The sequence below is a fragment of the Streptomyces sp. NPDC085927 genome, from assembly GCF_044540975.1.
GTDB lineage: Bacteria > Actinomycetota > Actinomycetes > Streptomycetales > Streptomycetaceae > Streptomyces > Streptomyces hirsutus.
Genome location: NZ_JBITSN010000025.1, coordinates 12489 through 35655, shown reverse-complemented (window position 1 = coordinate 35655; position 23167 = coordinate 12489). Strand labels below are relative to the sequence as shown.

Sequence of the window (23167 nt, the reverse complement as noted above, 5' to 3'; positions counted from 1 at the left end):
GGAGGACGGCCGCGCACCGGCGGAGCTCCCCGGGGCCGAGAGGCGCTTAAGCTAGGTTCATTGGCTCGGGCGAGGGTGTTGTACGGGTGGTACGGAGGGGCGATACAAAGTGAGCGCAGGCACCGCGGCGGCCGGGCAGGTCGAGCACATGCTGCGCCAGGTGACACCGGGGCGTTACGACGCCTACGAGGCGTTGCTGCGCGCGCTCGCGACGCCCTCCTCCGGTCACGTCTGGATGCTGTTGTGGCAGGGCCAGGCGGGCTCCCCGGACGCCCAGTACGGGAACATGGAGGTCGACGGCTTCGGCTACGCGCCCTGCGTGACCTCCGCCCAGGAACTGTCCGCCAGTGGCTGGAACCGGTCCTACGAGGTCGTCGACGGCATCGAGGCCGCCCGTGCCCTCTACCCCGACCGCTACGGACTCTGGCTCAATCCGCACGCCCCCGGCGGCGGCCTCGGCATCCCCTGGCTCGATCTGCGCAGGCTCGCCACCGGTCTCGACCGCCAGCCCGCCGGCCCTCTGCGGCTGTCCGAACCCGCCATCGAGATCCCGCAGTTCTACGCCCTGCTCGCGCAGAACGCGCACCGCACCCCCGCCGTCCGCTCGCTGCGCCGCACCTGGGTGCAGCCGTCGCTGGGCGCCCCGTACCTCGCCATCGGCCTGGACGTGTACGACACGTCGCCGCCGGCCGTGGACGCGGTGCGCGCGATGATGCAGCAGTCCCTCGGCGCGGTCCCGGACGGGCTCCCGGTGTCGACCGTCGCGATGTCCGACGAGCACGACCCGGTCGCGATGTGGCTGCGCGCCAACGCCCGCCCGTTCTACGACCGCGAGGCCCACGGCGCCGCCGCGCCCCCCGCCGCGGGCTCCGGCTATCCGCCCGCGCACCAGCGCTGACCGGGCCGTATGCGGAAGGAGCGGGTACGGCCGGGTGCCGGCCGCACCCGCCTGCGCTGACTCAGCGTGACGGTGTCCACGGAGTGGACAGGAGCGTCGGCGGAGGGGACCCGCGCTGCCGCCGGACGCCGGCTTTGTGACAGGTTTTCAGCCATGTGCGCTCAGCTATCGTCGGTTGACCGCCTGTCACCTGCGGTTTCACCCGTTCTTCACGCCGCCCGAAGCCTCCCGGAGGGGGGCGGAGAGGGAGTTGAATGTATCGGGACGGTTAATTCCTGACGGAGGGGCGCCTGAAGCGTCCCTTATGTCAACTGTTCAGATCTCAGGTGGGTATCACCGCTATCCGGACTGTTCTCGACTCGCTGTGAACATCTGTAGTGTTCGGCCGGTCAAGATGCATCCACATAGCGGACCCGGAGTGGCCCCAATATGCGCATATCCAAGTCCCGAGCCGCTCGGGCGATCACGGCCGCGGTGGCGGTCGCTCTGATCGCCACGGGCTGCTCCAGCGAACGGGACAGTGACAACAAGAGCGACGGCGAGAAGGACACCTTCGTCTTCGCCGGTGCCGGTGACCCGGGCTCCCTGGACCCTGCCCTCGCGAGCGACGGTGAAACCTTCCGCGTGACGCGTCAGGCGTTCGAGGCCCTGCTCGAGCACGAGTCGGGCGGCAGCGAGCTCGTCGGCGGCCTCGCCGAGAAGTGGTCCAGCAACGACAAGGGCACCGTCTGGACCTTCGACCTCCGCAAGGGTGTGAAGTTCCACGACGGCGAGGCGTTCAACGCCGCGGCCGTCTGCGCCAACTACGACCACTGGTTCAACTGGACGGGCACCTACCAGTCCAGCGCGGTCTCCTACTACTGGCAGACCATCATGGGCGGCTTCGCGAAGAACGAGGACAAGGAAACGCCCGAGGCGAACTACAAGTCCTGCACCGCGAAGGACGACAACACCGCCGTCATCGAGGTCAAGGAGCCCTCCGCGAACCTCCCCGGCGGCTTCTCCCTCAACGCCCTGGCGATCCACTCGCCGAAGGCGCTCGAGGAGTACAAGAAGCAGGACGCCTCCGCCAAGGGCGACGCCATCACGTACCCCAAGTACAGCCAGGAGGCCGGCACGGTCGCCGGCACCGGCCCGTACAAGATCACGAAGTGGAACAAGGGCAACAAGGAAGTCTCCCTCGAGCGCTTCGACGACTACTGGGGCGACAAGGCGAAGATCAAGAACCTGGTCTTCCGCACCATCGACACCGAAGAGGGCCGCCGTCAGGCGCTCCAGGCCGGTGACATCGACGGCTACGACCTCGTCGCGCCGGCCGACGTCAAGACCCTCGAGGACCAGGGTTACGGCGTCCCGACCCGTGGCGTCTTCAACCTCTTCTACGTGGGCATGAGCCAGGAGGCCAACCCCGCGCTCAAGAAGAAGGAAGTCCGCCAGGCCATCGCGCACTCCATCGACCGCGAGAACCTGGTCAAGACCCAGCTGCCCGAGGGCGGCAAGGTCGCCGACCAGTTCATGCCCGACACGGTCGAGGGCTACTCCAAGAACGTCAAGCAGTACGCGTACGACACCGCCGAGGCCAAGAAGCTCCTCAAGAAGGCCGGCCAGGAGAAGCTGAAGGTCGACTTCTGCTACCCGACCGAGGTCACCCGCCCGTACATGCCTGCCCCGCAGGACCTGTTCGAGCTGATGAAGGACGACCTGGAGAAGTCCGGCATCACGGTCACGCCGAAGGCGATGAAGTGGGCCCCGGACTACCTGGACGCCACCGAGTCGGGCTCCTGCGACCTGCACATGCTCGGCTGGACCGGTGACTTCAACGACGGCTTCAACTTCATCGGCACCTGGTTCGCCGGGTACGACAAGCAGTGGGGCTTCAAGGACAAGAAGGTCTTCGACGCCGTGAACGCCGGCTCCAAGCTCGGCAACCACGACGAGCGCGTGGCCGCGTACACCAAGGCCAACGAGGTCATCATGGACTACCTCCCCGGTGTCCCGGTCTCGTCGTCCCCGCCGGCCATCGCCTTCGCCAAGAACGTGAACCCGCCGAACGTCTCCCCGCTGACGCAGGAAGTCTTCTCCGAGGCCTCGTTCAAGTAAGCGAGCAGTAGTCACCCAAGCACGAGGGGTCCGCCCGGCCGTCGTAACTCGTCGGCCGGGCGGGTCCGTTCAGGCAACACATCACGTAAGAAAGGGGCATGCGGGGTGCTGCGTCTCGTCGTACGAAGACTGCTCCAGCTCATACCCACGCTGCTCGGTCTGTCGGTTCTGCTCTTCCTGTGGCTCGACCGGCTGCCCGGCGGACCCGCCTCAGCGATCCTGGGGGAAAAGGCCACCGAGGCCGAAGTAATCCGCATCAACCGCGCACTCGGGCTGGACCAGCCCGTGTACGTCCAGTACTGGCGCTTCCTCAAGCGCATCGCCGAACTCGACCTGGGCACCTCCACCCAGACCGGACAGCCGGTGTGGGACGAGTTCGTCCTGCGTTTCCCCGCCACGGTGGAGCTGGCCCTCCTCGGCATCCTCATCGCCGTGGCCGTCGGCATCCCGCTCGGCTACCTCGCCGCCCGCCACCGCGGCGGCTGGCTCGACGTCACCGCGGTCTCCGGATCGCTCGTCGGCATCTGCATCCCGGTCTTCTTCCTGGCCCTGATCCTCAAGCAGATCTTCGCCGTCCAGCTCGGGATCTTCCCCAGCTACGGACGCCAGGACACCGGCATCGACGCCACCAGCGTGACCGGATTCGCCGTCCTGGACGGCGTCCTCACCGGGGAACTCGACGCCGCCTGGGACGCGCTCATGCATCTGGTCCTGCCCTCCGTCGCCCTGGCCTCCATCCCGCTCGCCGTCATCGTGCGCATGACCCGCGCCAGCGTCCTCGAGGTGCAGGACGAGGACTACGTCCGCACCGCCGAGGCCAAGGGCCTCAAGCGGAGCGTCGTCCGCAGCCGGCACGTGCTGCGCAACGCGATGCTCCCCGTGGTGACCGCGGTCGGCCTGCTCACGGGCTCCCTGCTGTCCGGCGCCGTCCTGACCGAGTCCGTGTTCTCCTTCGGCGGTATCGGTTCCTTCATCCGGACCGCGATCGACGGCCGCGACTACCCCGTGCTCGTCGGGTTCATCATGTTCATCGCGCTGGTGTATGTCCTGATCAACCTGCTGGTGGACGTGGCGTACAGCCTCATCGACCCGAGAGTGCGGGTGTACTGACGTGAGTCTCGCCACCAAGACCGAAAAGATTCAGCGGCTCGCGGAACTGACCGCGACCAAGGAGACCGGCACCGGCGCCAGCCTGTGGCGTGAGGCGTTCCGCCGCCTCAAGCGCAGCAAGATGGCGATCATCGGCGCGATCGTCATCTCCCTGTTCATCCTCCTCGCGGTCGTCGGGCCCTACCTCGCGCCGCACGCCGCGACCGCCCAGACCTGGCGGGGCGAGGTCTTCCCCAACCGGGGCGAGTTCGTCGGCCCGCGCGGCGAGAACTGGTTCGGGCTCGACCACCTCGGCCGGGACATGTTCTCCCGCATGCTGATCGGCGCCCGCCAGACGCTGCTCGTCGGCGTCGTCGCCACGCTGATCGGCCTGATCATCGGCTTCCTGATCGGCGGTCTCTCCGGAGCCGCCGCCACCCTCGGCGGCGACGCCGGAAAGCGCATCGACTCCGTCATCATGCGCTTCATCGACATGCTGCTGGCGATGCCCTCGCTGCTGCTGGCCGTGTCCATCGCCGCCGTCATGGGGCAGTCACTGACCACGGTGATGATCGCCGTGGGTGTCGTCCAGATCCCGGTGTTCGCCCGGCTGCTGCGCGGCTCCATGCTGGCGCAGGGCGGCACGGACTACGTGCTCGCGGCCAAGTCCCTGGGTGTGCGCAAGCGGCGCATCGTGGTCTCGCAGATCATCCCCAACTCGCTCAGCCCGGTGATCGTGCAGGCCACGCTCTCCCTGGCCACCGCGATCATCGAGGCAGCCGCCCTGTCCTACCTGGGCCTGGGCAACCCCGACCCGGCCATCCCCGAGTGGGGCGTCATGCTCACCCAGGCGCAGCGCTTCTTCGACAACGCGCCGTTGATGGCGGTCTACCCCGCCGTCGGCATCATCATCACCGCCCTCGGCTTCACCCTCCTCGGCGAGGCCATGCGGGAAGCCCTCGACCCGAAGCTGAGGGGCTGAACCACCATGTCTCTGCTCACTGTCGACGAACTGACCGTCACCTTCGGCGGCCGCGGCCGCAAGGAGTCCCGAGCGGTCGACGGCGTCTCCTTCGAGGTCGACCAGGGCCAGGTCGTGGGCCTGGTCGGCGAGTCCGGCTGCGGAAAGTCCGTCACCTCCCTGGCCCTGATGGGCCTGCTGCCCGACAAGGGCGTCACGGTCGGCGGCCGTGCCGAATTCGACGGCACCGACCTGTTCACCATGAACCCGTCCGCCCGCCGCGACCTGCGCGGCAGCAGGATGGCGATGATCTTCCAGGACCCGCTGTCCTCGCTCAACCCGGTCGTGCCGATCGGCGTGCAGGTCACCGAGATCCTGGAGCGCCACCGCGGGATGAAGGGGGAGGCCGCCCGCAAGGAGGCCGCCCACCTGCTGGACCGGGTCGGCATCCCCGACCCGACCCGGCGGCTCAAGGAGTACCCGCACCAGCTCTCCGGCGGCATGCGCCAGCGCGCGCTGATCGCCATGGCAGTGGCCTGCGCCCCGAGCCTGCTCATCGCCGACGAGCCCACCACGGCCCTCGACGTGACCATCCAGGCCCAGATCCTGGAACTGCTCAAGGAACTCGTGGACCAGGAGGGCACCGCCCTGCTGATGATCACCCACGACCTCGGTGTGGTCGCCGGCCTCTGCGACCAGGTCAACGTGCTCTACGCGGGCAAGGCCGTGGAGTCCGCCGGGCGCCGCGAGCTGTTCGCCCACCCCACCCACCCCTACACGCACGGACTGCTGGGCTCCATCCCGCGCCTGGACGCCCCCCGGGGCGAGTCCCTCAAGCCCATCCGCGGCTCCATCAACGACCGCGTCGCCTGGGCCGACGGCTGTGCCTTCGCGCCCCGCTGCGACCGGTACGAGATGGGCTGCCTGACCGGCACCCCGCAGCTCGCCGAGCCGCGTGCCGCCGATCACCGGGTGCGGTGCGTCAACCCCGTACCCGACGACGCGAAGGCCGAGGAGGTCCCCGCATGAGCCTGCTCGAACTGGACGGCGTCAAGGTCCACTTCCCCATCAAGAAGGGCGTGCTGTTCGACCGTACGGTCGGGCACGTCTACGCCGTGGACGGGGTGTCCCTGAAGGTCGAGGCCGGCGAGACCTACGGTCTGGTCGGCGAGTCCGGCTGCGGCAAGACCACCCTCGGGCGGTCGGTGCTGCGGCTCGTGGACATCACCGAGGGGTCGGTCGTCCTCGACGGCACCGACCTGGCGAAGCTGCCGAGCGAGGAGATGCGCCGCTTCCGGCGCCGGCTCCAAATGGTCTTCCAGGACCCGCTGGGCTCGCTCAACCCCCGGCAGAACATCGAGTCGATCCTGTCCGAGGGCATGGTCGCCCACGGCATCGGCAAGAACCAGGAGGAGCGCCGCGAGAAGATCAAGGCGATCCTGGAGCGGGTCGGCCTGCCCTCCAACGCGCTCGCGCGCTACCCGCACGAGTTCTCCGGCGGCCAGCGCCAGCGCATCGGCATCGCCCGCGCGCTGGTCCTCGAGCCGGACGTGATCATCTGCGACGAGCCGGTCTCCGCGCTCGACGTGTCGATCCAGGCCCAGGTCGTCAACCTGCTGGAGGAACTCCAGGAGGAACTCGGCCTGACCTACCTGGTGATCGCCCACGACCTCGCGGTCGTCCGGCACATCTCCGACGTGATCGGCGTGATGTACCTGGGCTCGCTGGTCGAGGAGGCGCCGAGCGACACGCTGTACGCCGAGCCCAAGCACCCGTACACCAAGGCCCTGATGTCGGCCGTGCCGGTGCCGGACCCGGAGGTGGAGGACCGCCGCGAGCGCATCCTGCTCACCGGCGACCTGCCCTCCCCGGCCAACCCGCCCGCCGGCTGCCGCTTCCACACCCGCTGCCCCTGGGCGCAGGCCGAGAAGTGCGCGACCGAACGGCCGGAACTGAAGGACGTCGGCGGCGGCCACCGGGTGGCCTGCCACTACACCGCCGAGATCGCGTCGGGAGAGCTGGCGCGGACCCGGCCCACGGGCATCGAGGCCGTCACGGAGACCGAGGACCTGGTGGCGGAGCGGGCCGAGGGCGAAGCGGAGGTTCCCGCCGCGCTCCTGCCGGCCGACTCGACGACCAAGCCGGACGCCGCGGTGGTCAAGGAAAAGGTGCCCGCAGCGGTCGAGGTCCCGAGCGCCCCGACGGCCGACGCCGTCGCGAAGGACCACGACGCCACGAAGCCGGACGCGTCCGGCAAGGGCCCGGCCGGGACCGACTGACGGACCGCCGTACTTCCCGGATTCCCGGAGCACCGAACGGAGCAGAACCGTCCGGTGCTCCGGGACCCTTCGGGCCACCGCCCGGCGACCGCTCGGATCGGTCCACGGACAGCACGTCCGTCCCACCCCTCGCCTTGCTTTGTAAGGCGAGGGGTTCTTGCTGAGTAAGAATGTGAGGGTGCTCCAGCAACTCTTCAGTCCGTCCCTCCTGCACGCGCTCGACCTGATCGGCATCTTCGTCTTCGCGATCTCGGGTGCCCTGCTGGCCGTTCGCAAGAACCTCGATGTCTTCGGCATCGCCGTGCTCGCGGAGGTCACCGCCCTCGGCGGCGGTCTCTTCCGCGACGTGGTCATCGGGGCGGTGCCGCCCGCCGCCTTCACGGACCTGGGGTACTTCGTCACCCCGCTGCTCGCCGTGGCGCTGGTCTTCTTCCTCCACCCGCACGTGGAGCGCATCCAGAACGCCGTCAACTTCTTCGACGCCGCCGGACTCGGCCTGTTCTGCGTCGTCGGCACCACCAAGGCGTACGACTACGGGCTCGGCCTGACCGCCTCCGCCTGCATGGGCCTCGCCACCGCGGTGGGCGGCGGCGTGGTGCGGGACGTGCTCGCCAACGAGGTGCCCTCGCTGCTGCGCTGGGACCGCGACCTGTACGCCGTACCGGCGATGGTCGGCGCCACCATGGTCGCGCTGTGCATCCAGTTCGACACGCTGAACGCGCTCACCAGCACCCTCGCCGTCATCACGGCGTTCGTGCTGCGGCTGCTGGCGCTGCGGTACCACTGGCGGGCGCCCCGCGCGTGGCAGCGGCGCTCGACGGTCCGCGAGGAGGAGTGAAGGAGTGAAGGATGGGATGAGGAGAGGAGGGCGGGGGAGCGGAGGCGGAGTGGGCGAGGGTCCAAAGCTACCGCTTAGTAGGTAACTCTTGTAATGTTCAGCCATGCCAGAAGCAGCCTCCGCCCCGGCCGTCCGGGCCACCATCGGCGACAGCGAGTTCGACCGCGACACCGCGGTCACGCCCCGTGAACCGGGCGTCTACGACATCGACCTCTCCGCCGGCTGGACGATCATCAATGCCGTCAACGGCGGCTATCTGCTGGCTGTCCTGGGCCGCGCCCTCGCCGACGCCCTGCCGCACGCGGACCCGTTCACCCTCTCCGCGCACTATCTGACCGCCTCCCAGCCGGGCCCGGCGGTCGTCCGGACCCAGACCGTACGCACCGGACGCACCCTCTCGACCGGGCAGGCGTCCCTCTTCCAGACCGACGACCAGGGGCGTGAGGTCGAGCGCATCCGTCTCCTGGCCTCCTACGGCGACCTGGACGCCCTCCCCGACGACGTCCGTACGTCGGCCGAGCCGCCCGCGATACCGCCCATGGACCAGTGCTTCGGCCCCGAGGACGGTCCGGCCCCCATCGACGGCAGCTCCGCCATCACGGACCGGCTGATGCTCAAGCTCGACCCCTCGACCCTCGGCTGGGCCCTCGGGAAGCCCTCCGGCAAGGGAGAGATGCGCGCCTGGTTCGGGCTCGCCGACGGCCGGGACCACGACCCGCTCTCCCTGCTCCTCGCGGTGGACGCACTGCCTCCCACCGCCTTCGAACTGGGGCTCAGCGGCTGGGTGCCCACGGTCGAGCTGACGGTGCACGTCCGCTCCCGCCCGGCGCCCGGCCCGTTGCGGGTGTCGATCACCACCCGCAACCTCGCCGGCGGCTTCCTCGAGGAGGACGCCGAGGTCTGGGACAGCGCGGACCGGCTGGTCGCCCAGTCCCGTCAGCTCGCCCGGGTGCGCCTGGGCTGAGCGGTCCTCCGCGGTGCGGCCGGCGGCAGGTCAGCCGGCCGTACCGATGCCGGCCGTACCGATGCCGGCCGCACCTCTGCCGGAGGTGCCTCCGTCGGCCGGGCGGTCCAGCCAGTGCAGGCGGCCGATGCTGATCAGCCGCAGCCGGCGGGCCGCCATCGACGCCACGTGTTCCCGTGTCCGCGCGCGTTCCCCGGGTCCCGTCGCCGGTACTGATGCCGGTGCCTCCAGAAAGAGGCATCCCGTGGCGATCATCTGGTCGACGTAGAGCTGGGCCAGCATCAGCAGGTCGTCCTCGCTCCAGCCCGCGGACACCGGGTCCTCGGCCAGCGTCTCCGCGACCTCCTCGGTGAACCGGGCGAGCTGGTCACGTATCGCCTCCCGGACCGCCCGCACCCCGCCGTGCCGTTCGCGGACGATGAACCGCATGTGGGCCGGGTACCGGTCCACATGCCCGGCGATCAACTCCACGGCGCGCGCGATGCGCTCCTCGGCGTCACCGGTCGTGGACAACGCTGTCCCGATCAACGGGTGCAGGCTCTCGAGCGCCTCCCCGACCAGCGCCACCCCCAGATCCTCGACCGAGCGGAAGTGCCGGTAGAAGGCGGTCGGGGCGACGCCCACGGCCCGGGTGACCTCACGCAGACCCAGGCTGCCGAGGCTCTGCTCCTCGAGCAGGTCCAGCGCCGCGTCGAGGAGTGCCCGCCGGGTCCTCTGCTTCTGCGCCTGCCGGGTGCCGAGGGGGTGACTCATGCCATGCAGTCAACAACTGTTCTCCGGAATTGCAAAGCACGGTGTTGTGCGCCGAGTGTTTAGACTGAGCAGTCAGTGAACACCCGTACCGTAATCGTTCGCCGACCGTCGAACCGAATGCCGAGTACCGAAGCGAACCGGACCGAACCCGAACCCTGAAGCCTGGAGGATCCGACCCATGCTGTTCCTCGTCGCCGCGCTTCTGCTGATGGGCGTCGTCCTGGGCACCGTGGCCCACGCGCCCCTGCCCGTCTCCGCAGCCGGGGGTGCCGTCATCGCCGTCTGGCTCGCCGTGTTCGCCCTGCGCGAGCGCCGCGACCGCATCCACCGGGAGGGCTGAACGCCATGCGTCTCACCGCACCGGCCGCTCACCGCACCGTGACGCGCCGAACGGCGACGCGCCGGACCGCCGTCCAGGACGCCGACGGCATGGCGGTCGCCTCCTTCGTCCTGGGCCTGCTGGGCCTGCTCGTCCTCAACGTCGTTCTCGGGCCGATCGCCATCGTGCTGGCGGGCCTCGCCCTGAGGCGGGGCACGACCCGGCGCGGACGCGCCTGCCTGGGCCTCGGCCTGGGCATTGCCGACCTGCTGGTCCTGCTGGCGTTGATGCAGATGAACGACACGATCTCCTGGAGCTTCTGAGCCGGCGGGGCATCCCGGCCGACCGCGCCCCGGGGCCACCGGGCGCGGCCCGTAGAATCGGCCCCACCATGGCTTACCTCGACCACGCCGCGACCACCCCGATGCTTCCCGAGGCGATCGAGGCACTCACCGCGCACCTCGGCGTCACCGGCAACGCCTCCTCCCTGCACGCGGCCGGCCGACGTGCCCGCCGGAGCGTCGAGGAGGCCCGCGAAGCCCTCGCCGAAGCCCTCGGCGCCCGCCCCAGCGAGGTGGTCTTCACCTCCGGCGGGACCGAGGCCGACAACCTCGCCGTGAAGGGCCTGTACTGGGCCCGGCGCGACGCCGAACCGGCCCGCACCCGGGTCCTCGCCAGCCCTGTCGAACACCATGCCGTCCTGGACGCCGTCCACTGGCTCGGTGAGCACGAGGGCGCCGTCGTCGAGTACCTGCCGGTCGACTCCCACGGCCGGGTCCACCCGGACGCCCTGCGCGAGGCGATCGCCCGCAACCCCGACGACGTGGCCCTGGCCACCGTGATGTGGGCCAACAACGAGATCGGGACGATTCTGCCGGTCCGCGAACTCGCCGAGGCCGCCGCCGAGTTCGGTGTCCCGCTGCACTCCGACGCCGTCCAGGCCTTCGGCCAGGTGCCCGTGGACTTCGCCTCGTCCGGGCTCGCCGCGATGACCGTCTCGGGCCACAAGATCGGCGGTCCGTACGGCATCGGAGCGCTGGTCCTGGGCCGTGAGCACACCCCCGTACCGGTGCTGCACGGCGGCGGTCAGGAGCGGCACGTCCGCTCCGGCACGCTCGACGTGCCAGCCGTCGCCTCCTTCGCCGTCGCCGGCCGGCTCGCCGCCGAGCAGCGGGAATGGTTCACCCGCGAGATCGGCGCGCTCCGCGACGACCTGGTCGCCGCGGTCCACGAGGCCGTCCCGGACGCCGTCCTGGGAGGCGACCCCGCGCCCGGCGGACGGCTTCCGGCCAACGCCCACTTCACGTTCCCCGGCTGCGAGGGCGACTCCCTGCTGCTCCTGCTCGACGCCCAGGGCATCGAGTGCTCCACCGGCTCCGCCTGCACCGCCGGCGTCGCCCAGCCCAGCCACGTCCTCCTGGCCGTCGGCACCGACCCGGACCTGGCCCGCGGCACCCTGCGCTTCTCCCTCGGCCACACCTCCACCCGGGCCGACGTCGAGGTCCTGGCGAAGGCCATCGGACCGGCGGTGGAGCGTGCGCGAGCGGCGGGGCTGACCTGACTCTTCCCCCCGGGCACGAAGACGACCTACGAGACGGGTTCCCTTCGCCGGTATGACCCGGATCAGGTGACTAGGGGTCGCCTTCCGGTCCTGTCCTGCGACCTTCCGGCCTCTCAGCCCGACCGTCGACGTCGGCACCAGCGGAAGCCGAAACCTCGCGCTGAAGTCGGCTACTCCGGTCGAACTCCCTCACTCATCTCGTAGGCCTGCTCTTATGATAGAACGCCCATTTCCAGATGGAAGGGGGTGGTTTAAGGTTTTTTGTCCAATTTTTCGGATGGCGGGATCAGGCCGTCGCCGTGAGCGCCAGACGTACGAGCTTCATGTAGCGCTCCCAGTCCCAGTGCGGGCCCGGGTCGGTGTGATCCGTCCCCGGCACCTCGATGTGGCCGATGATGTGTTCCCGGTCGACCGGGATGTCGTAGCGGGCACAGATCCGGGCCGTGAGCCGGGCCGAGGCCTCGTACATCTCGTCCGTGAGGTCCTGCGGCCGGTCCACGAACCCCTCGTGCTCGATGCCGATACTGCGCTCGTTGTAGTCGCGGTTTCCCGCGTGGTAGGCCACGTCCAGCTCGCGGATCATCTGCGTGACGCGTCCGTCCTGGCCGACGATGTAGTGCGTCGCCGCCTGGTGCCCGGGGTCCTGGAAGGCCCGTACCGCGCTGTCGAAACTGCCCTGGGTGACATGCACGATCACCATGTCTATGCCGAAGTCGTCGGGCCGGTCCGCGCGCCGCCAGTTGGCGTCCGAGGCCGCCACCCAGCGGGCGCCCGCGAAGTCGACCACGCCCTGCTCGCGCGGCTTCTCGACCCCGGGCATCCTCCACCACAGGCGGCCCAACTCGTCCCGCGCCAGCACGGCCGTACCCGCGGCGGCGGCCACACCGCCCACGATCAGGGCCCGCCGGCCGATGCGACGGTCGCCGTCCTTGCCGGCCCGGCCCGTGGAAGCTCTTCTTTCCCCCATGCGAGCAACAACGGATATCCGGTGGCTCCGGTTCCCGCGCCCCGTACCCTGGAGGGGTTATGACTGAAACTCCGCAGCCCTTCCGCCCCCGCCCCCTCCGGGTACTGGCCGCCATGTCCGGCGGCGTCGACTCCGCCGTGGCCGCGGCCCGTGCCGCCGAAGCGGGACACGACGTGACCGGCGTCCACCTCGCGCTCTCCGCGAACCCCCAATCCTTCCGCACGGGCGCGCGGGGCTGCTGCACCATCGAGGACTCGCGCGACGCCCGCCGCGCCGCGGACGTCATCGGCATCCCGTTCTACGTGTGGGACCTCGCCGACCGCTTCCGCGAGGACGTCGTGGAGAACTTCGTCGCCGAGTACGAGGCCGGCCGCACCCCCAACCCGTGCCTGCGCTGCAACGAGAAGATCAAGTTCGCCGCGCTGCTGGACAAGGCCCTGGCCCTCGGCTTCGACGCCGTGGCCACCGGCCACTACGCGCGCGTGGTCACCCTGTCCGACGGCACGCGCGAACTGCACCGCGCCTCCGACATGGCCAAGGACCAGTCGTACGTCCTCGGCGTGCTGGACGACCGGCAGCTCGCCCACGCGATGTTCCCGCTCGGCGACACGGTCACCACCAAGGACGAGATCCGCGCGGAGGCCGGGCGCAGGGGACTGGCGGTGGCCAAGAAGCCCGACTCGCACGACATCTGCTTCATCGCCGACGGCGACACCCAGGGCTTCCTCGCGAACCGGCTGGGCCGGGCCGAGGGCGACATCGTCGACGAGTCCGGCGCCAAGGTCGGCACGCACGAGGGAGCCCACGGCTTCACCATCGGCCAGCGCAAGGGCCTGCGGATCGGCACCCCCGCCCCCGACGGCAAGCCCCGCTACGTCCTGGACATCTCCCCGGTGACCAACACGGTCACCGTCGGCCCCGCGGACTCCCTCGACGTGGGCGCGCTCACCGCGATCGAGCCCCGCTGGTGCGGAGCCGCCCCGACCGGCCCCGGCACCTACACCGCCCAGCTCCGCGCCCACGGCGACGAGACCGAGGTCACCGCCGAACTGACCGACGGCGTCCTGGAGGTGTCGTTCAAGGAGCCGGTCCGCGGCGTGGCCCCCGGCCAGGCGATCGTCCTCTACGCCGGCACCCGGGTCGTCGGCTCCGCCACCATCGCCACGACGTCCCGTACGACGAAGACCCCCACGGCGGTCTGACCGGCCGTCAGCGGTCCGGTGCCTGCCCCTGCACCCGAAACGCGTGGACGAGTTCGATCCCGCCCCCGTGTGGGCGAGGAACTCCGGCCCGGCCGCGAACCGGGCGACGAATCCCGGAGCAGTTCCCGCTCCTTCGGTCCGGCCGGACGCCACGGTGCCGTCGTGGTCGCCCGCCGGCCGGTCGTCGGAATCGCTCCCCGAACGCCGGAAAGCGCGGGGGAGACGCCGCCCCGTGCCCTCACCGTGCGAAGAACTCCGCCAGCACCGGGGCCAGCACGTCCGGTTCGACCATGTGGGTCTGGCCGGGCAGGGTGCGGCAGGTGCCCCGGGGGACGGCGTCCGCGATCGCCCGGGCGGCCTCGCGCATCCAGGCCGGGCTCGCGTCGCCCGCGATGGACAGCACCGGTACGGGGACCGACGCCAGCAGCTTCACCGGGACACCGCCGTCGCCCATGACCGCGTCGTCATAGGCGAGGCTCGGCGCGATCGACTCCATGCCGGCCCACAGGGGGGACTGGCGGGCGCCCTGGATCACCGCCTCGCTCAGCCCGGTGAGATGGAGGAAGAGTTCGACCGCGTCCCCGCGGCGCCCTTCACGCAGTGCCTCCGCCAGGCGCTCGGTGTACCGCGCGCGCTCCCTCAGGTCCTCTTCGGACATGGCGTACGGCGTCTCGTACACGGCGACGTGCCGCACCGGCAGACCACCCGCCGCCGCGCGCAGCGCCAGCGCGCCGCCCGAGGAGACGCCGTACAGCGACGCCTCCCCGCCCACCGCCCCGATCAGCGCCGCCAGATCCTCGACCTCGCGTTCCACCGCGTACGGCGTCCGGTCCCCGCTCGCGCCGCGGCCCCGGCGGTCGTACAGGACGACCCGGAACCGTTCCGAGAGGGGGGCGGCCAGTGGTGCCAGCGTGGCGCCCGTCGACATCGCGCCGCTGACGAGGACGACCACGGAACCCCGTCCGGCGCTCTCGTGGGCGAGGGGGGTGCCGTCACGCGAAACGATGTTCTTGTCCATATCCCCGCAGACTGCCGCACCGCGGCCCGATCGTCGGTGAGGCGGGCCGCGCGTCCGACGATCACAACCCTTCTATCCGATCATCGGACTTCCACGTCGTAGAAGCACAGGTGGTCCTTGATGCCGGCGACGTCCGGCTTCGGGTCCGGGTACGTCCATACGAGATCGGGCGCGTCCGGGCGCGACCAGTAGGACGCGGTGCCCTTGAAGGGGCAGTGGGTACGGGTGCCGGACGGGGTCAGCAGGTCGAGCCGTACGTCCTCCCGTGGGATGTAGTACCGCGCGGGCAGGCCCGTCTCGTGCAGCACCAGCGCCTGGTCGCTCTCGGCCAGGACCTCCCCGCCGTGCACCACGCGCACGGGCCGCTCGCTTCGTTCGACGGTGATGCGGTGTCCTACGGTCATGGTCCACGCTCCTCGGTCAGCAGGGTCATGAGGTCGTCCGGGCCGGCGGGGCGGTCCGAACGCCGGCCGGTCCGAACGCCGAACGGTGCAGCGTCCGCCGAAGCCGGATTCTTCCCCTCCCCGCCGGACCGGGCCCGTACCCTGGGGCCGTGAACATATGTGTCTTCCTCTCCGCCGCCGATCTGGACGAGCGGTACACCCGCCCCGCGCGGGAATTCGCCGAGCTGCTCGGCAAGGGCGGCCACACCCTGGTGTGGGGCGGCTCCGACGTCGGCCTGATGAAGGTCGTCGCCGACGGGGTGCAGGAGGCGGGCGGCCGGCTCCTCGGCGTCTCCGTGGAGTTCCTGGCGGCGAAGGCACGCGAGGGCGCCGACGAGATGATCGTCGCCCGGGACCTGGCGGAGCGCAAGCGCCTGCTCCTGGAGAAGGCCGACGCCGTGGTGATCATGGTGGGCGGTACCGGTACGCTCGACGAGGCCACCGAGATCCTCGAGCTGAAGAAGCACGGGCACACGGACAAGCCGGTGGTCCTGCTGAACAGCGCGGGCTTCTACGACGGCCTCAAGACCCAGTTCCGGCGGATGGAGGACGAGGGCTTCCTGCCCCGTGCCCTCACCGACCTGGTGTTCTTCGCCGAGGAGCCCGTCGGTGCCCTGGCGTACCTGGAGGAGAGCCAGGGCCTCTAGGGCCCGGCCCGGGCCCTGACCACGCGGTGATGCGAGCATGGCGGGCATGCCTACACATGTGATCACCGGAGCGGGCTCCGGCATCGGCGCGGCCGTCGCCCGCCGGCTGCACGCGCGCGGGGACGAACTCGTCCTGCACGCACGCTCGGCGGGGCGCGCGAAGGAACTGGCGGCCGAATTCCCCGGCGCGCGCACCCTCGTCGGCGACCTCGCCGACCCCGACCGGCTCAGCTGGGCCTTCTCCCACCAGTCCCTCCCGGACCGGGTGGACTCCCTGCTGCACATCGCCGGTGTCGTCGACCTCGGCGGGATCGGCGAGCTGACCCCGAAGACCTGGCGGCACCAGCTCGACGTCAACCTCGTCGCCCCCGCCGAACTCACCCGGCACTTCCTGCCCCAGCTGCGCGCGAGCCGGGGACACGTGGTCTTCGTCAACTCCGGTGCGGGACTGAGCGCCCACGCCCGGTGGGGCGCCTACGCGGCCTCCAAGCACGGTCTGAAGGCCCTCGCCGACGCGCTGCGCGAGGAGGAGCACGCGGGCGGCGTCCGCGTCACCTCGGTCTACCCCGGCCGCACCGCCAGTCCCATGCAGGCCAAGGTGCACCAGCAGGAGGGCAAGGACTACGACCCCGGCCGGTGGATCGACCCCGAGTCGGTCGCCACCACCATCCTCACGGCCCTCGACCTGCCCCGGGACGCGGAGGTCAACGACCTGACGGTGCGGCCGGGGCGCTGACCGGGCACCGGCCTCCCGGGCGGGCGCACGCCCGCCGGCACGGTCGGGGCGCCGGCCGCCCCCCACGTTCCGTACGCTTCTCCGGTGAGCGAAAACAGCCAGTTCAGGTTCGGGGCCGCGACCGGGGTCGGGTCGATGCCGGGCGGGGACGCCCGCGAGGCGGTCAAGACCGTCACCGGAAGCTTCGAGGACTTTCCCTTCCTGCCCGAACTGCCCGCCCGGGGACCCGGCGCGGACATGATCGGCCGGACCGCCGGGATGCTCGTCGAGCTGTACGCGCGGGTGGAGCCCAGCGGCTGGCGGATCGGCGACCGGCCCGGACGCGACACCAAGCGGGCCCGATCCTGGCTCGGCGAGGACCTCGACGCGCTGGAGGAGCACACCCAGGGGTACGAGGGCCCGCTGAAGGTGCAGGCCGTCGGCCCCTGGACACTCGCCGCCCAGCTGGAACTGCGCAACGGCGAGGTGGCCCTCTCCGACCCCGGCGCCTGCCGGGACCTCGCCGCCTCGCTCGCCGAAGGGCTGCGCCTGCACCTCGCCGAGGTGAGCCGGCGGGTGCCCGGCGCGCGGCTCGTCCTCCAGCTCGACGAACCCTCCCTCACCGACGTCCTGCGCGGCCGGGTGCGCAGCGCCAGCGGCTACCGCACCCACCGCGCGGTGGACCGGCAGCTCGTCGAGTCCGGCCTGAGGGACGTGTTCGGAGTGCACGAGGCGGGCCCGGTCGTGGTCCACTCGTGCGCGCCGGACGTCCCGTTCGCCCTGCTGCGGCGGGCGGGAGCGCAGGCGATCTCCTTCGACTTCTCGCTCCTCACCGAACGTGACGACGAGACGATCGGGGAGGCGGTCGAGAGCGGCACCCGGCTGTTCACCGGTGTCGTGCCGGGGACGGACGGCCCGTTGTCGGACCCTGCCGGTAGCGTCATGGGGGTCAGAACGCTGTGGCGCAGGCTGGGGCTGCGGCCGGGCCTTCTCACGGAGGCGGTCACGGTCACCCCGGCGTGCGGACTCGCGGGAGCCTCCCCGGAGTACGCGCGCACCGCCTACGCACACTGCGTCCGGGCGGCGAGATCCCTCGCGGACAACCCAGAGTGACGGGAGAAGACACGGTGGCGGGTGACCAGCAGGCGGAGACGACGAGTGTGCCGGCCGAGGCGCGGGAGCGGCACGCCCGGCTCGCCGAGCAGATCGAGGAGCACCGCTTCCGGTACTACGTGAACGACGCGCCCGTCGTCAGTGACGCCGAGTTCGACCGGCTGCTGCACGAACTGGAGGCGCTGGAGGAGCAGTACCCCGAACTGCGCACCCCCGACTCCCCGACCCAGAAGGTCGCCGGGGCGTACGCGACGGAGTTCACCTCCGTCCAGCACCGCTCCCGCATGCTCTCCCTCGACAACACCTTCAACGACGACGACCTCGCCGCCTGGGTCGAGCGCATCCACCGGGAGCTGGGCGAGCAGGAGTTCCACCTCCTGTGCGAGCTGAAGGTCGACGGCCTCGCCGTCAACCTCACCTACGAGCACGGGCGCCTGGTCCGCGCGGCGACCCGCGGCGACGGCCGCACCGGCGAGGACATCACGCCCAACGTGCGGACCATCGCCGAGATCCCGGACCGCCTGAAGGGCGACGGGGTGCCCGCCCTCGTGGAGATCCGCGGCGAGGTCTTCTTCCCGATGGAGGAGTTCCAGGGCCTCAACGCCCGTCTGGTGGAGGCCGGTGACAAGCCCTTCGCCAACCCGCGCAACGCGGCGGCCGGTTCGCTGCGCCAGAAGGACCCGCGCGTCACCGCCACCCGCCCCCTGCACATGGTCGTCCACGGCATCGGCGCCCTGGAGGGCTTCGAGGGCCTCGCCCGCCTCTCCGAGGCGTACGACCTGCTGAAGACGTGGGGCCTGCCCACCTCCGAGCACAACCGTGTGGTCGACGGCCTCGAAGGCGTGCGGGAGTTCATCGCGTACTACGGCGAGCACCGGCACTCCGTGGCGCACGAGATCGACGGCGCGGTGGTCAAGCTCGACGAGATCCCGCTCCAGGGCCGCCTCGGCTCCACCTCGCGCGCGCCGCGCTGGGCCATCGCCTACAAGTACGCGCCCGAGGAGGTCAACACCAAGCTCGTCAACATCCGGGTGGGCGTGGGCCGTACGGGCAGGGTCACGCCGTACGCGCAGGTCGAGCCGGTCACCGTGGCCGGCTCCGAGGTCGAGTTCGCCACGCTGCACAACCAGGACGTGGTCAAGGCCAAAGGCATCCTCATCGGGGACACGGTGGTGCTGCGCAAGGCCGGTGACGTCATCCCGGAGATCCTCGGCCCGGTCGCCGACCTGCGCGACGGCAGCGAGCGCGCCTTCGTGATGCCGGCCGAGTGCCCGGAGTGCGGTACGCCGCTGCGGCCGATGAAGGAGGGCGACGTCGACCTGCGCTGCCCCAACGCCCGTGCCTGCCCCGCCCAGTTGCGGGAGCGCCTGTTCTACCTCGCGGGCCGCAAGGCGCTGGACATCGAGCACTTCGGCTATGTCGCCGCCGCGGCGCTCACCGGGCCGCTGGAGCCCGCGGACCCGCCGCTGAAGGACGAGGGCGACCTGTTCGACCTCACCATCGAGCAACTGCTGCCCATCAAGGCGTACGTCCTCGACCAGGACAGCGGGCTGCCCAAGCGGGACCCGAAGACGGGCGAGGAGAAGATCGCCACCGTCTTCGCCAACCAGGAGGGCGAGCCGCGGAAGAACGCGGTTGCGATGCTGGCGAACATCGCGGCGGCCAAGGAGCGCCCGCTCGCCCGGATCCTCACCGGGCTGTCGATCCGGCACGTCGGCCCGGTGGCGGCGGAGGCGCTGGCCCGGGAGTTCCGGTCCGTCGACCGGATCGAGCAGGCCACCGAGAAGGAACTGGCCGACACGGAGGGCGTCGGCGGCATCATCGCCGCCTCGGTCAAGCAGTGGTTCGCCGAGGAGTGGCACCGCGAGATCATCCGCAAATGGCGGGCGGCCGGTGTTTGCATGGAGGACGAGGGGGCCGGCGAGGAGGAGGGCCCGCGTCCGCTGGCGGGGCTGACGGTCGTGGTGACCGGCACCCTGGAGCGTTTCACCCGGGACGGCGCGAAGGAGGCGCTGCAGAGCCGGGGAGCGAAGGTGACCGGTTCGGTCTCGAAGAAGACGTCCTTCGTCGTCGTGGGCGACAACCCGGGATCGAAGCACGACAAGGCGATGCAGCTCAAGGTGCCGGTTCTGAACGAGGAGGGCTTCACCGTCCTGCTCGACGAGGGACCCCAGGCGGCGGCCGCCGTGGCGCTGCCCGTCGAGGAGTAGCCGAAAACAGCAGGTGAAAGGTCACTCGATCGGCGCATACCAGATGGATACGGGTGACTGGGGCGCATTCGGGCAACCGTCGGCGACCGGTGCCCCTGGAAGCCCTCCGCGGCCTACTGTTGGGAGGTGCGCCCGCCGTGCCCAGCTGCGGCCGGAGCATCCCCGTGTTCGTGGCGGCACCGTGGAAGGGCTTTCTATCACGGAGTCGCCGGGGGTTGTCAGGCATCGAGCCGCGTGGCGTGGGCGCCGCCGGCTGTGAGAGGGACGGGAATGGAACCCACCGAGAGCGCCGCTCCGGGCTCACGGCTGCGCCTGGGTCTGCGCCGCATGGCGGCCGTACGGCGACGCGGACGTGGGGCAGGACGGCCCGCGGGGCCCGCGGGCACGCCGGGACGCCCCGGGGCGCGCACCGCGGAGGCGCGGCCCCAGGGCGCGCGCGGCACCGGACGACAGGCCGCGGGGCGGCCGGCGGCAGGACCACAGGGAGCCGGGCGGGGCCCCGGAGCACCCCCGCTCTCCACCGGACTGTCCTCGGACGGCCCGGGCCTGTCCGAAGTGCACGCGGAACGGCACCTGTCCTGGCCCGCGCTGCCCACGGCGGTCGTCTCGGCGGCCGCGTTCGTGCTCGGCGCCGGTGTCCTGGGAGCGTTCACCGGCTCTCACGCGCTCTTCCCGTCCGGCCGCGTCGGCTGGTCCCTGGCCGTACTGACCGGGATCGTCGTCGGCCACCTGGTGATGCTGGGCCGCTCCCGCTGGTGGGGCGGCACCGGTTCGGGCGCCGCGGTCACCCTCGCCGTGCTGCTGCTCTACGGCTGGGTCCCGGCCGGCATGGTCAGCCTCACCGTGGTCGTGCTGGTCGGCGTGGCCCGGCGGGGCCGCTGGCGGCAGGGCATCCTGCACGGCGCGGTGGACCTGCTCGGCGTCGGCGCCGGCGCGCTGGTGCTGGCCCTGTGCGGGTCCGTACCGTCCGTCGAGTCCCCCTCGACCCCGGACAGTTGGGGGCTGCACACCGCCGTCGAGGTGGTGCTGGTCGCCGCCGCGTATCTCGCGGTCACCCGCACCCTCTACTGGTACCTGCACGTCCCGCGGGGCGGACTGCCCACAGTCGCCCGCACCGCCCTGGTCAGACAGGGCCTGGTCGCGGTGGCGCTGCTCGGCATAGCGCCGCTGATCTGCGTGGTCGCCGACGCCCGGCCGATCGTCCTGCCGCTGTTCGCCATCCCGCTGATCGCACTCGACTCCATGCTGTGGATGGCGAGGGCCCGCGCGGAGGAGCAGTTGCGCGATCCGCTGACCGGGCTGCCCAACCGCCAGTGGCTCCTCGAGCGCATCTGGACCGCGCTGGACGACGCCGAGCGCGCGGGCGCCCGCCCCACCCTCATGCTGATCGACCTCGACCGGTTCCGATCGGTCAATGACACTCTCGGTCACCTCGCGGGTGACCGGCTGCTGCTCCAGATCGCCGACCGGCTGAGACTGGCCCTGCCGCGCGGGGCGGAGGCCGCGCGGCTCGGTGGCGACGAGTTCGCCGTCTTACTGCCGGTCTCCGACTCCACCACGTCCGCGACCCGGGTCGCCCGCAGCCTGGTGTCCGCCCTCAGCTCGCCCCTCGACCTCGACGGCCTCACCCTCGTGCTGGAGGCCAGCGCGGGCGTCGCCGTCTTCCCCGACCACGCCCTCGACGCGGAGGGCCTGCTGCGGCGCGCGGACGTGGCGATGTACCAGGCCAAACGGGACCGTACGGGCGTCGAGGTCTACGAGTCCAAGCGGGACTCCAACACCCCCGACCGGCTGGGACTCCTGGGAGACCTGCGCCGGGCCCTGGACGCCCACGAGGTCCAGCTCCACTACCAGCCCAAGGTCCGCTTCGACGGACAGGTCGCGGGCCTGGAGGCCCTGGTCCGCTGGGTGCATCCGGAGCGCGGCAGGGTGCCGCCGGACGAGTTCATAGCGATCGCCGAGTCCTCCGGACTGATGCCGCACCTCACCGAGTACGTGCTGGAGACCGCGCTCGGCCAGGTCGCCGAGTGGCGTGCGCAGGGCCTGTTCGTGCCGGTCGCGGTCAACGTCTCCCCGCGCGACGTCCACATCCCCGGCTTCGCCGGCTCCGTCGCGGCCCGGCTGGCCCGGCACGGCGTCCCGGCGGGGGCCCTCCAGCTGGAGATCACCGAGCACGTCCTCCTGGAGGACCCGCAGCGCGCCGCCGACACCCTGAACGCCCTGACCGGGCACGGCGTGCGGATGTCCCTCGACGACTTCGGCACCGGCTACTCCTCCCTCGTGCACCTGCGGCGGCTGCCCGTCAGCGAACTGAAGATCGACCGCTCGTTCGTGGCACGGCTGGCCGTCGACCCCGAGGACGCCGAGATCGTGCGCTGCACCGTCGACCTCGCCCACTCGCTCGGACTGCTCGTCGTCGCCGAGGGCGTCGAGGACGACGAGACCTGGGAACGCCTGCGCGACCTCGGCTGCGACGCCGTCCAGGGCTGGCTGGTCGCGGCCGCGATGCCGCCCGCCGAAACCACGGCCTGGCTCCTCGCCCGCGGCTCCCGCGGCTGGCAGCGCCCCGCTGCCGCCCTCCCGGCAGTGGCCGCCGACGACTCCGGCCACCCGGCCTGAACCCATGGGGCGTCCCGCTTCCGGAGGGCGCGGGCAAACCGTTTCACGGGTACGGGGCCGCGCCCCATAGGATTGGGGCCTGTCGTCACCTCCCCGCCCGCCGCGCCACGCCCGGCCCGGGACGCGACGGCAGGTCCTAGCACGAACCGCACACTCACCCTAGAGGAACGCTGCATGCCTGGCATTACGCGCGAGGAGGTCGCCCACCTCGCCCGGCTGGCGCGTCTGGAGCTGAAGCCCGAAGAGCTCGACCACTTCGCAGGCCAGCTCGACGACATCATCGGCGCGGTGGCCCGCGTCAGCGAGGTCGCCGACCAAGACGTACCGCCGACCTCGCACCCGCTCCCGCTGACGAACGTCATGCGCCCGGACGAGGTCCGTCCCTCGCTCACCCCCGAGCAGGCGCTCTCCGGCGCCCCGGCCCAGGAGCAGCAGCGTTTCAAGGTGCCGCAGATCCTGGGGGAGGACTGA

The 23167-nt window shown here is 71.2% G+C and carries 22 protein-coding genes and 1 riboswitch; of the genes, 18 read left to right on the top strand and 4 right to left on the bottom strand.

The genetic code is table 11. From position 1 onward, the window contains the following. Nucleotides 1-148: 148 nt before the first annotated feature. The 8 genes from ACIF80_RS35615 (at nucleotide 149) to ACIF80_RS35580 (ending at nucleotide 9129) form a co-directional block, all read left to right on the top strand. Nucleotides 149-898 (top strand): enhanced serine sensitivity protein SseB C-terminal domain-containing protein, encoded by a 750-nt coding sequence (locus ACIF80_RS35615; protein WP_399812727.1) that lies wholly within the window; start codon nucleotides 149-151, stop codon nucleotides 896-898. 429 nt (nucleotides 899-1327) lie between these two features. Next, nucleotides 1328-2998 (top strand): ABC transporter substrate-binding protein, encoded by a 1671-nt coding sequence (locus tag ACIF80_RS35610; RefSeq protein WP_399812651.1) that lies wholly within the window; start codon nucleotides 1328-1330, stop codon nucleotides 2996-2998. Between the two features lie 105 nt (nucleotides 2999-3103). Next, nucleotides 3104-4108 (top strand): ABC transporter permease, encoded by a 1005-nt coding sequence (locus ACIF80_RS35605; protein WP_399812649.1) that lies wholly within the window; start codon nucleotides 3104-3106, stop codon nucleotides 4106-4108. A gap of 1 nt (nucleotide 4109) precedes the next feature. Further along, a complete protein-coding gene (locus ACIF80_RS35600; RefSeq protein WP_399812646.1) occupies nucleotides 4110-5069 on the top strand; it encodes an ABC transporter permease in 960 nt (319 codons plus the stop codon). Nucleotides 5070-5075: 6 nt separating this feature from the next. Beyond that, nucleotides 5076-6077: an ABC transporter ATP-binding protein gene (locus ACIF80_RS35595; protein WP_399812643.1), complete on the top strand. Its 1002-nt coding sequence runs from the start codon at nucleotides 5076-5078 to the stop codon at nucleotides 6075-6077. Continuing rightward, nucleotides 6074-7327 (top strand): ABC transporter ATP-binding protein, encoded by a 1254-nt coding sequence (locus ACIF80_RS35590; protein WP_399812640.1) that lies wholly within the window; start codon nucleotides 6074-6076, stop codon nucleotides 7325-7327. The genes ACIF80_RS35595 and ACIF80_RS35590 overlap by 4 nt, the downstream gene beginning before the upstream one ends. A 178-nt stretch (nucleotides 7328-7505) precedes the next feature. Further along, on the top strand, nucleotides 7506-8165 hold the full coding sequence (locus tag ACIF80_RS35585) for a trimeric intracellular cation channel family protein (protein WP_399812637.1): 660 nt from the start codon (nucleotides 7506-7508) through the stop codon (nucleotides 8163-8165). A 103-nt stretch (nucleotides 8166-8268) separates the two neighbouring features. Beyond that, nucleotides 8269-9129, top strand: a complete 861-nt coding sequence (locus tag ACIF80_RS35580) for a thioesterase family protein (RefSeq protein WP_399812634.1) — start codon at nucleotides 8269-8271, stop codon at nucleotides 9127-9129. A 30-nt stretch (nucleotides 9130-9159) separates the two neighbouring features. Here ACIF80_RS35580 and ACIF80_RS35575 read toward each other — a convergent pair whose 3' ends face one another. After that, nucleotides 9160-9882: a TetR family transcriptional regulator gene (locus tag ACIF80_RS35575; RefSeq protein WP_399812632.1), complete on the bottom strand. Its 723-nt coding sequence runs from the start codon at nucleotides 9880-9882 to the stop codon at nucleotides 9160-9162. A gap of 178 nt (nucleotides 9883-10060) precedes the next feature. Here ACIF80_RS35575 and ACIF80_RS35570 point away from each other — a divergent pair, with 178 nt between their 5' ends. From ACIF80_RS35570 to ACIF80_RS35560, 3 genes are all read left to right on the top strand, one after another. Next, nucleotides 10061-10222 carry a hypothetical protein gene (locus ACIF80_RS35570; protein ID WP_399812629.1) on the top strand — a complete coding sequence of 54 codons (162 nt, stop codon included), beginning with the start codon at nucleotides 10061-10063 and terminating at the stop codon, nucleotides 10220-10222. Between the two features lie 5 nt (nucleotides 10223-10227). After that, on the top strand, nucleotides 10228-10524 hold the full coding sequence (locus tag ACIF80_RS35565) for a DUF4190 domain-containing protein (protein WP_399812627.1): 297 nt from the start codon (nucleotides 10228-10230) through the stop codon (nucleotides 10522-10524). A 68-nt stretch (nucleotides 10525-10592) separates the two neighbouring features. Beyond that, nucleotides 10593-11762 carry a cysteine desulfurase family protein gene (locus ACIF80_RS35560; protein WP_399812625.1) on the top strand — a complete coding sequence of 390 codons (1170 nt, stop codon included), beginning with the start codon at nucleotides 10593-10595 and terminating at the stop codon, nucleotides 11760-11762. Between the two features lie 22 nt (nucleotides 11763-11784). Further along, nucleotides 11785-11963: riboswitch (TPP riboswitch) on the bottom strand. A gap of 85 nt (nucleotides 11964-12048) precedes the next feature. On the opposite strand, the gene ACIF80_RS35555 is transcribed toward ACIF80_RS35560, so the two are convergent. Next, nucleotides 12049-12729, bottom strand: coding sequence for an N-acetylmuramoyl-L-alanine amidase (locus tag ACIF80_RS35555; protein WP_399812622.1), 681 nt, complete (start codon nucleotides 12727-12729; stop codon nucleotides 12049-12051). A gap of 59 nt (nucleotides 12730-12788) precedes the next feature. Between ACIF80_RS35555 and mnmA the strand changes: the two genes are divergently transcribed. After that, the gene (mnmA, locus tag ACIF80_RS35550; protein ID WP_399812620.1) at nucleotides 12789-13931 is read left to right on the top strand and encodes a tRNA 2-thiouridine(34) synthase MnmA; all 1143 of its coding nucleotides are present in this window, start codon (nucleotides 12789-12791) and stop codon (nucleotides 13929-13931) included. Between the two features lie 238 nt (nucleotides 13932-14169). On the opposite strand, the gene ACIF80_RS35545 is transcribed toward mnmA, so the two are convergent. Continuing rightward, nucleotides 14170-14949, bottom strand: coding sequence for an alpha/beta fold hydrolase (locus ACIF80_RS35545; RefSeq protein ID WP_399812617.1), 780 nt, complete (start codon nucleotides 14947-14949; stop codon nucleotides 14170-14172). A gap of 80 nt (nucleotides 14950-15029) precedes the next feature. Next, nucleotides 15030-15353, bottom strand: coding sequence for a DUF427 domain-containing protein (locus ACIF80_RS35540; RefSeq protein ID WP_399812615.1), 324 nt, complete (start codon nucleotides 15351-15353; stop codon nucleotides 15030-15032). 149 nt (nucleotides 15354-15502) lie between these two features. On the opposite strand from ACIF80_RS35540, the gene ACIF80_RS35535 reads away from it, so the two are divergent. The 6 genes from ACIF80_RS35535 (at nucleotide 15503) to gatC (ending at nucleotide 23167) form a co-directional block, all read left to right on the top strand. Further along, a complete protein-coding gene (locus ACIF80_RS35535; RefSeq protein ID WP_399812613.1) occupies nucleotides 15503-16039 on the top strand; it encodes a TIGR00730 family Rossman fold protein in 537 nt (178 codons plus the stop codon). Nucleotides 16040-16076: 37 nt separating this feature from the next. Next, nucleotides 16077-16775 (top strand): SDR family oxidoreductase, encoded by a 699-nt coding sequence (locus tag ACIF80_RS35530; RefSeq protein ID WP_399812610.1) that lies wholly within the window; start codon nucleotides 16077-16079, stop codon nucleotides 16773-16775. Nucleotides 16776-16859: 84 nt separating this feature from the next. Continuing rightward, complete coding sequence (locus ACIF80_RS35525) at nucleotides 16860-17867, top strand: methionine synthase (protein ID WP_399812608.1); 1008 nt, start codon at nucleotides 16860-16862, stop codon at nucleotides 17865-17867. Nucleotides 17868-17881: 14 nt separating this feature from the next. Next, nucleotides 17882-20077 carry an NAD-dependent DNA ligase LigA gene (ligA, locus tag ACIF80_RS35520; protein ID WP_399812724.1) on the top strand — a complete coding sequence of 732 codons (2196 nt, stop codon included), beginning with the start codon at nucleotides 17882-17884 and terminating at the stop codon, nucleotides 20075-20077. A 270-nt stretch (nucleotides 20078-20347) separates the two neighbouring features. Continuing rightward, nucleotides 20348-22696 carry a putative bifunctional diguanylate cyclase/phosphodiesterase gene (locus ACIF80_RS35515; RefSeq protein ID WP_399812606.1) on the top strand — a complete coding sequence of 783 codons (2349 nt, stop codon included), beginning with the start codon at nucleotides 20348-20350 and terminating at the stop codon, nucleotides 22694-22696. Nucleotides 22697-22870: 174 nt separating this feature from the next. Next, nucleotides 22871-23167 carry an Asp-tRNA(Asn)/Glu-tRNA(Gln) amidotransferase subunit GatC gene (gene gatC, locus ACIF80_RS35510; protein WP_031117542.1) on the top strand — a complete coding sequence of 99 codons (297 nt, stop codon included), beginning with the start codon at nucleotides 22871-22873 and terminating at the stop codon, nucleotides 23165-23167.

What these genes read in the sequence shown, in the direction of transcription:
- ACIF80_RS35575 (WP_399812632.1), bottom strand. Translation starts at nt 9,882, where the DNA reads ATGAGTCACCCCCTCGGCACCCGGCAGGCGCAGAAGCAGAGGACCCGG.
- ACIF80_RS35590 (WP_399812640.1), top strand. Translation starts at nt 6,074, where the DNA reads ATGAGCCTGCTCGAACTGGACGGCGTCAAGGTCCACTTCCCCATCAAG.
- ACIF80_RS35610 (WP_399812651.1), top strand. Translation starts at nt 1,328, where the DNA reads ATGCGCATATCCAAGTCCCGAGCCGCTCGGGCGATCACGGCCGCGGTG.
- ACIF80_RS35555 (WP_399812622.1), bottom strand. Translation starts at nt 12,729, where the DNA reads ATGGGGGAAAGAAGAGCTTCCACGGGCCGGGCCGGCAAGGACGGCGAC.
- ACIF80_RS35515 (WP_399812606.1), top strand. Translation starts at nt 20,348, where the DNA reads ATGGAACCCACCGAGAGCGCCGCTCCGGGCTCACGGCTGCGCCTGGGT.
- ACIF80_RS35560 (WP_399812625.1), top strand. Translation starts at nt 10,593, where the DNA reads ATGGCTTACCTCGACCACGCCGCGACCACCCCGATGCTTCCCGAGGCG.
- ACIF80_RS35565 (WP_399812627.1), top strand. Translation starts at nt 10,228, where the DNA reads ATGCGTCTCACCGCACCGGCCGCTCACCGCACCGTGACGCGCCGAACG.
- gatC (WP_031117542.1), top strand. Translation starts at nt 22,871, where the DNA reads ATGCCTGGCATTACGCGCGAGGAGGTCGCCCACCTCGCCCGGCTGGCG.
- ACIF80_RS35580 (WP_399812634.1), top strand. Translation starts at nt 8,269, where the DNA reads ATGCCAGAAGCAGCCTCCGCCCCGGCCGTCCGGGCCACCATCGGCGAC.
- mnmA (WP_399812620.1), top strand. Translation starts at nt 12,789, where the DNA reads ATGACTGAAACTCCGCAGCCCTTCCGCCCCCGCCCCCTCCGGGTACTG.
- ACIF80_RS35530 (WP_399812610.1), top strand. Translation starts at nt 16,077, where the DNA reads ATGGCGGGCATGCCTACACATGTGATCACCGGAGCGGGCTCCGGCATC.
- ACIF80_RS35545 (WP_399812617.1), bottom strand. Translation starts at nt 14,949, where the DNA reads ATGGACAAGAACATCGTTTCGCGTGACGGCACCCCCCTCGCCCACGAG.
- ACIF80_RS35595 (WP_399812643.1), top strand. Translation starts at nt 5,076, where the DNA reads ATGTCTCTGCTCACTGTCGACGAACTGACCGTCACCTTCGGCGGCCGC.
- ACIF80_RS35570 (WP_399812629.1), top strand. Translation starts at nt 10,061, where the DNA reads ATGCTGTTCCTCGTCGCCGCGCTTCTGCTGATGGGCGTCGTCCTGGGC.
- ACIF80_RS35615 (WP_399812727.1), top strand. Translation starts at nt 149, where the DNA reads ATGCTGCGCCAGGTGACACCGGGGCGTTACGACGCCTACGAGGCGTTG.
- ACIF80_RS35540 (WP_399812615.1), bottom strand. Translation starts at nt 15,353, where the DNA reads ATGACCGTAGGACACCGCATCACCGTCGAACGAAGCGAGCGGCCCGTG.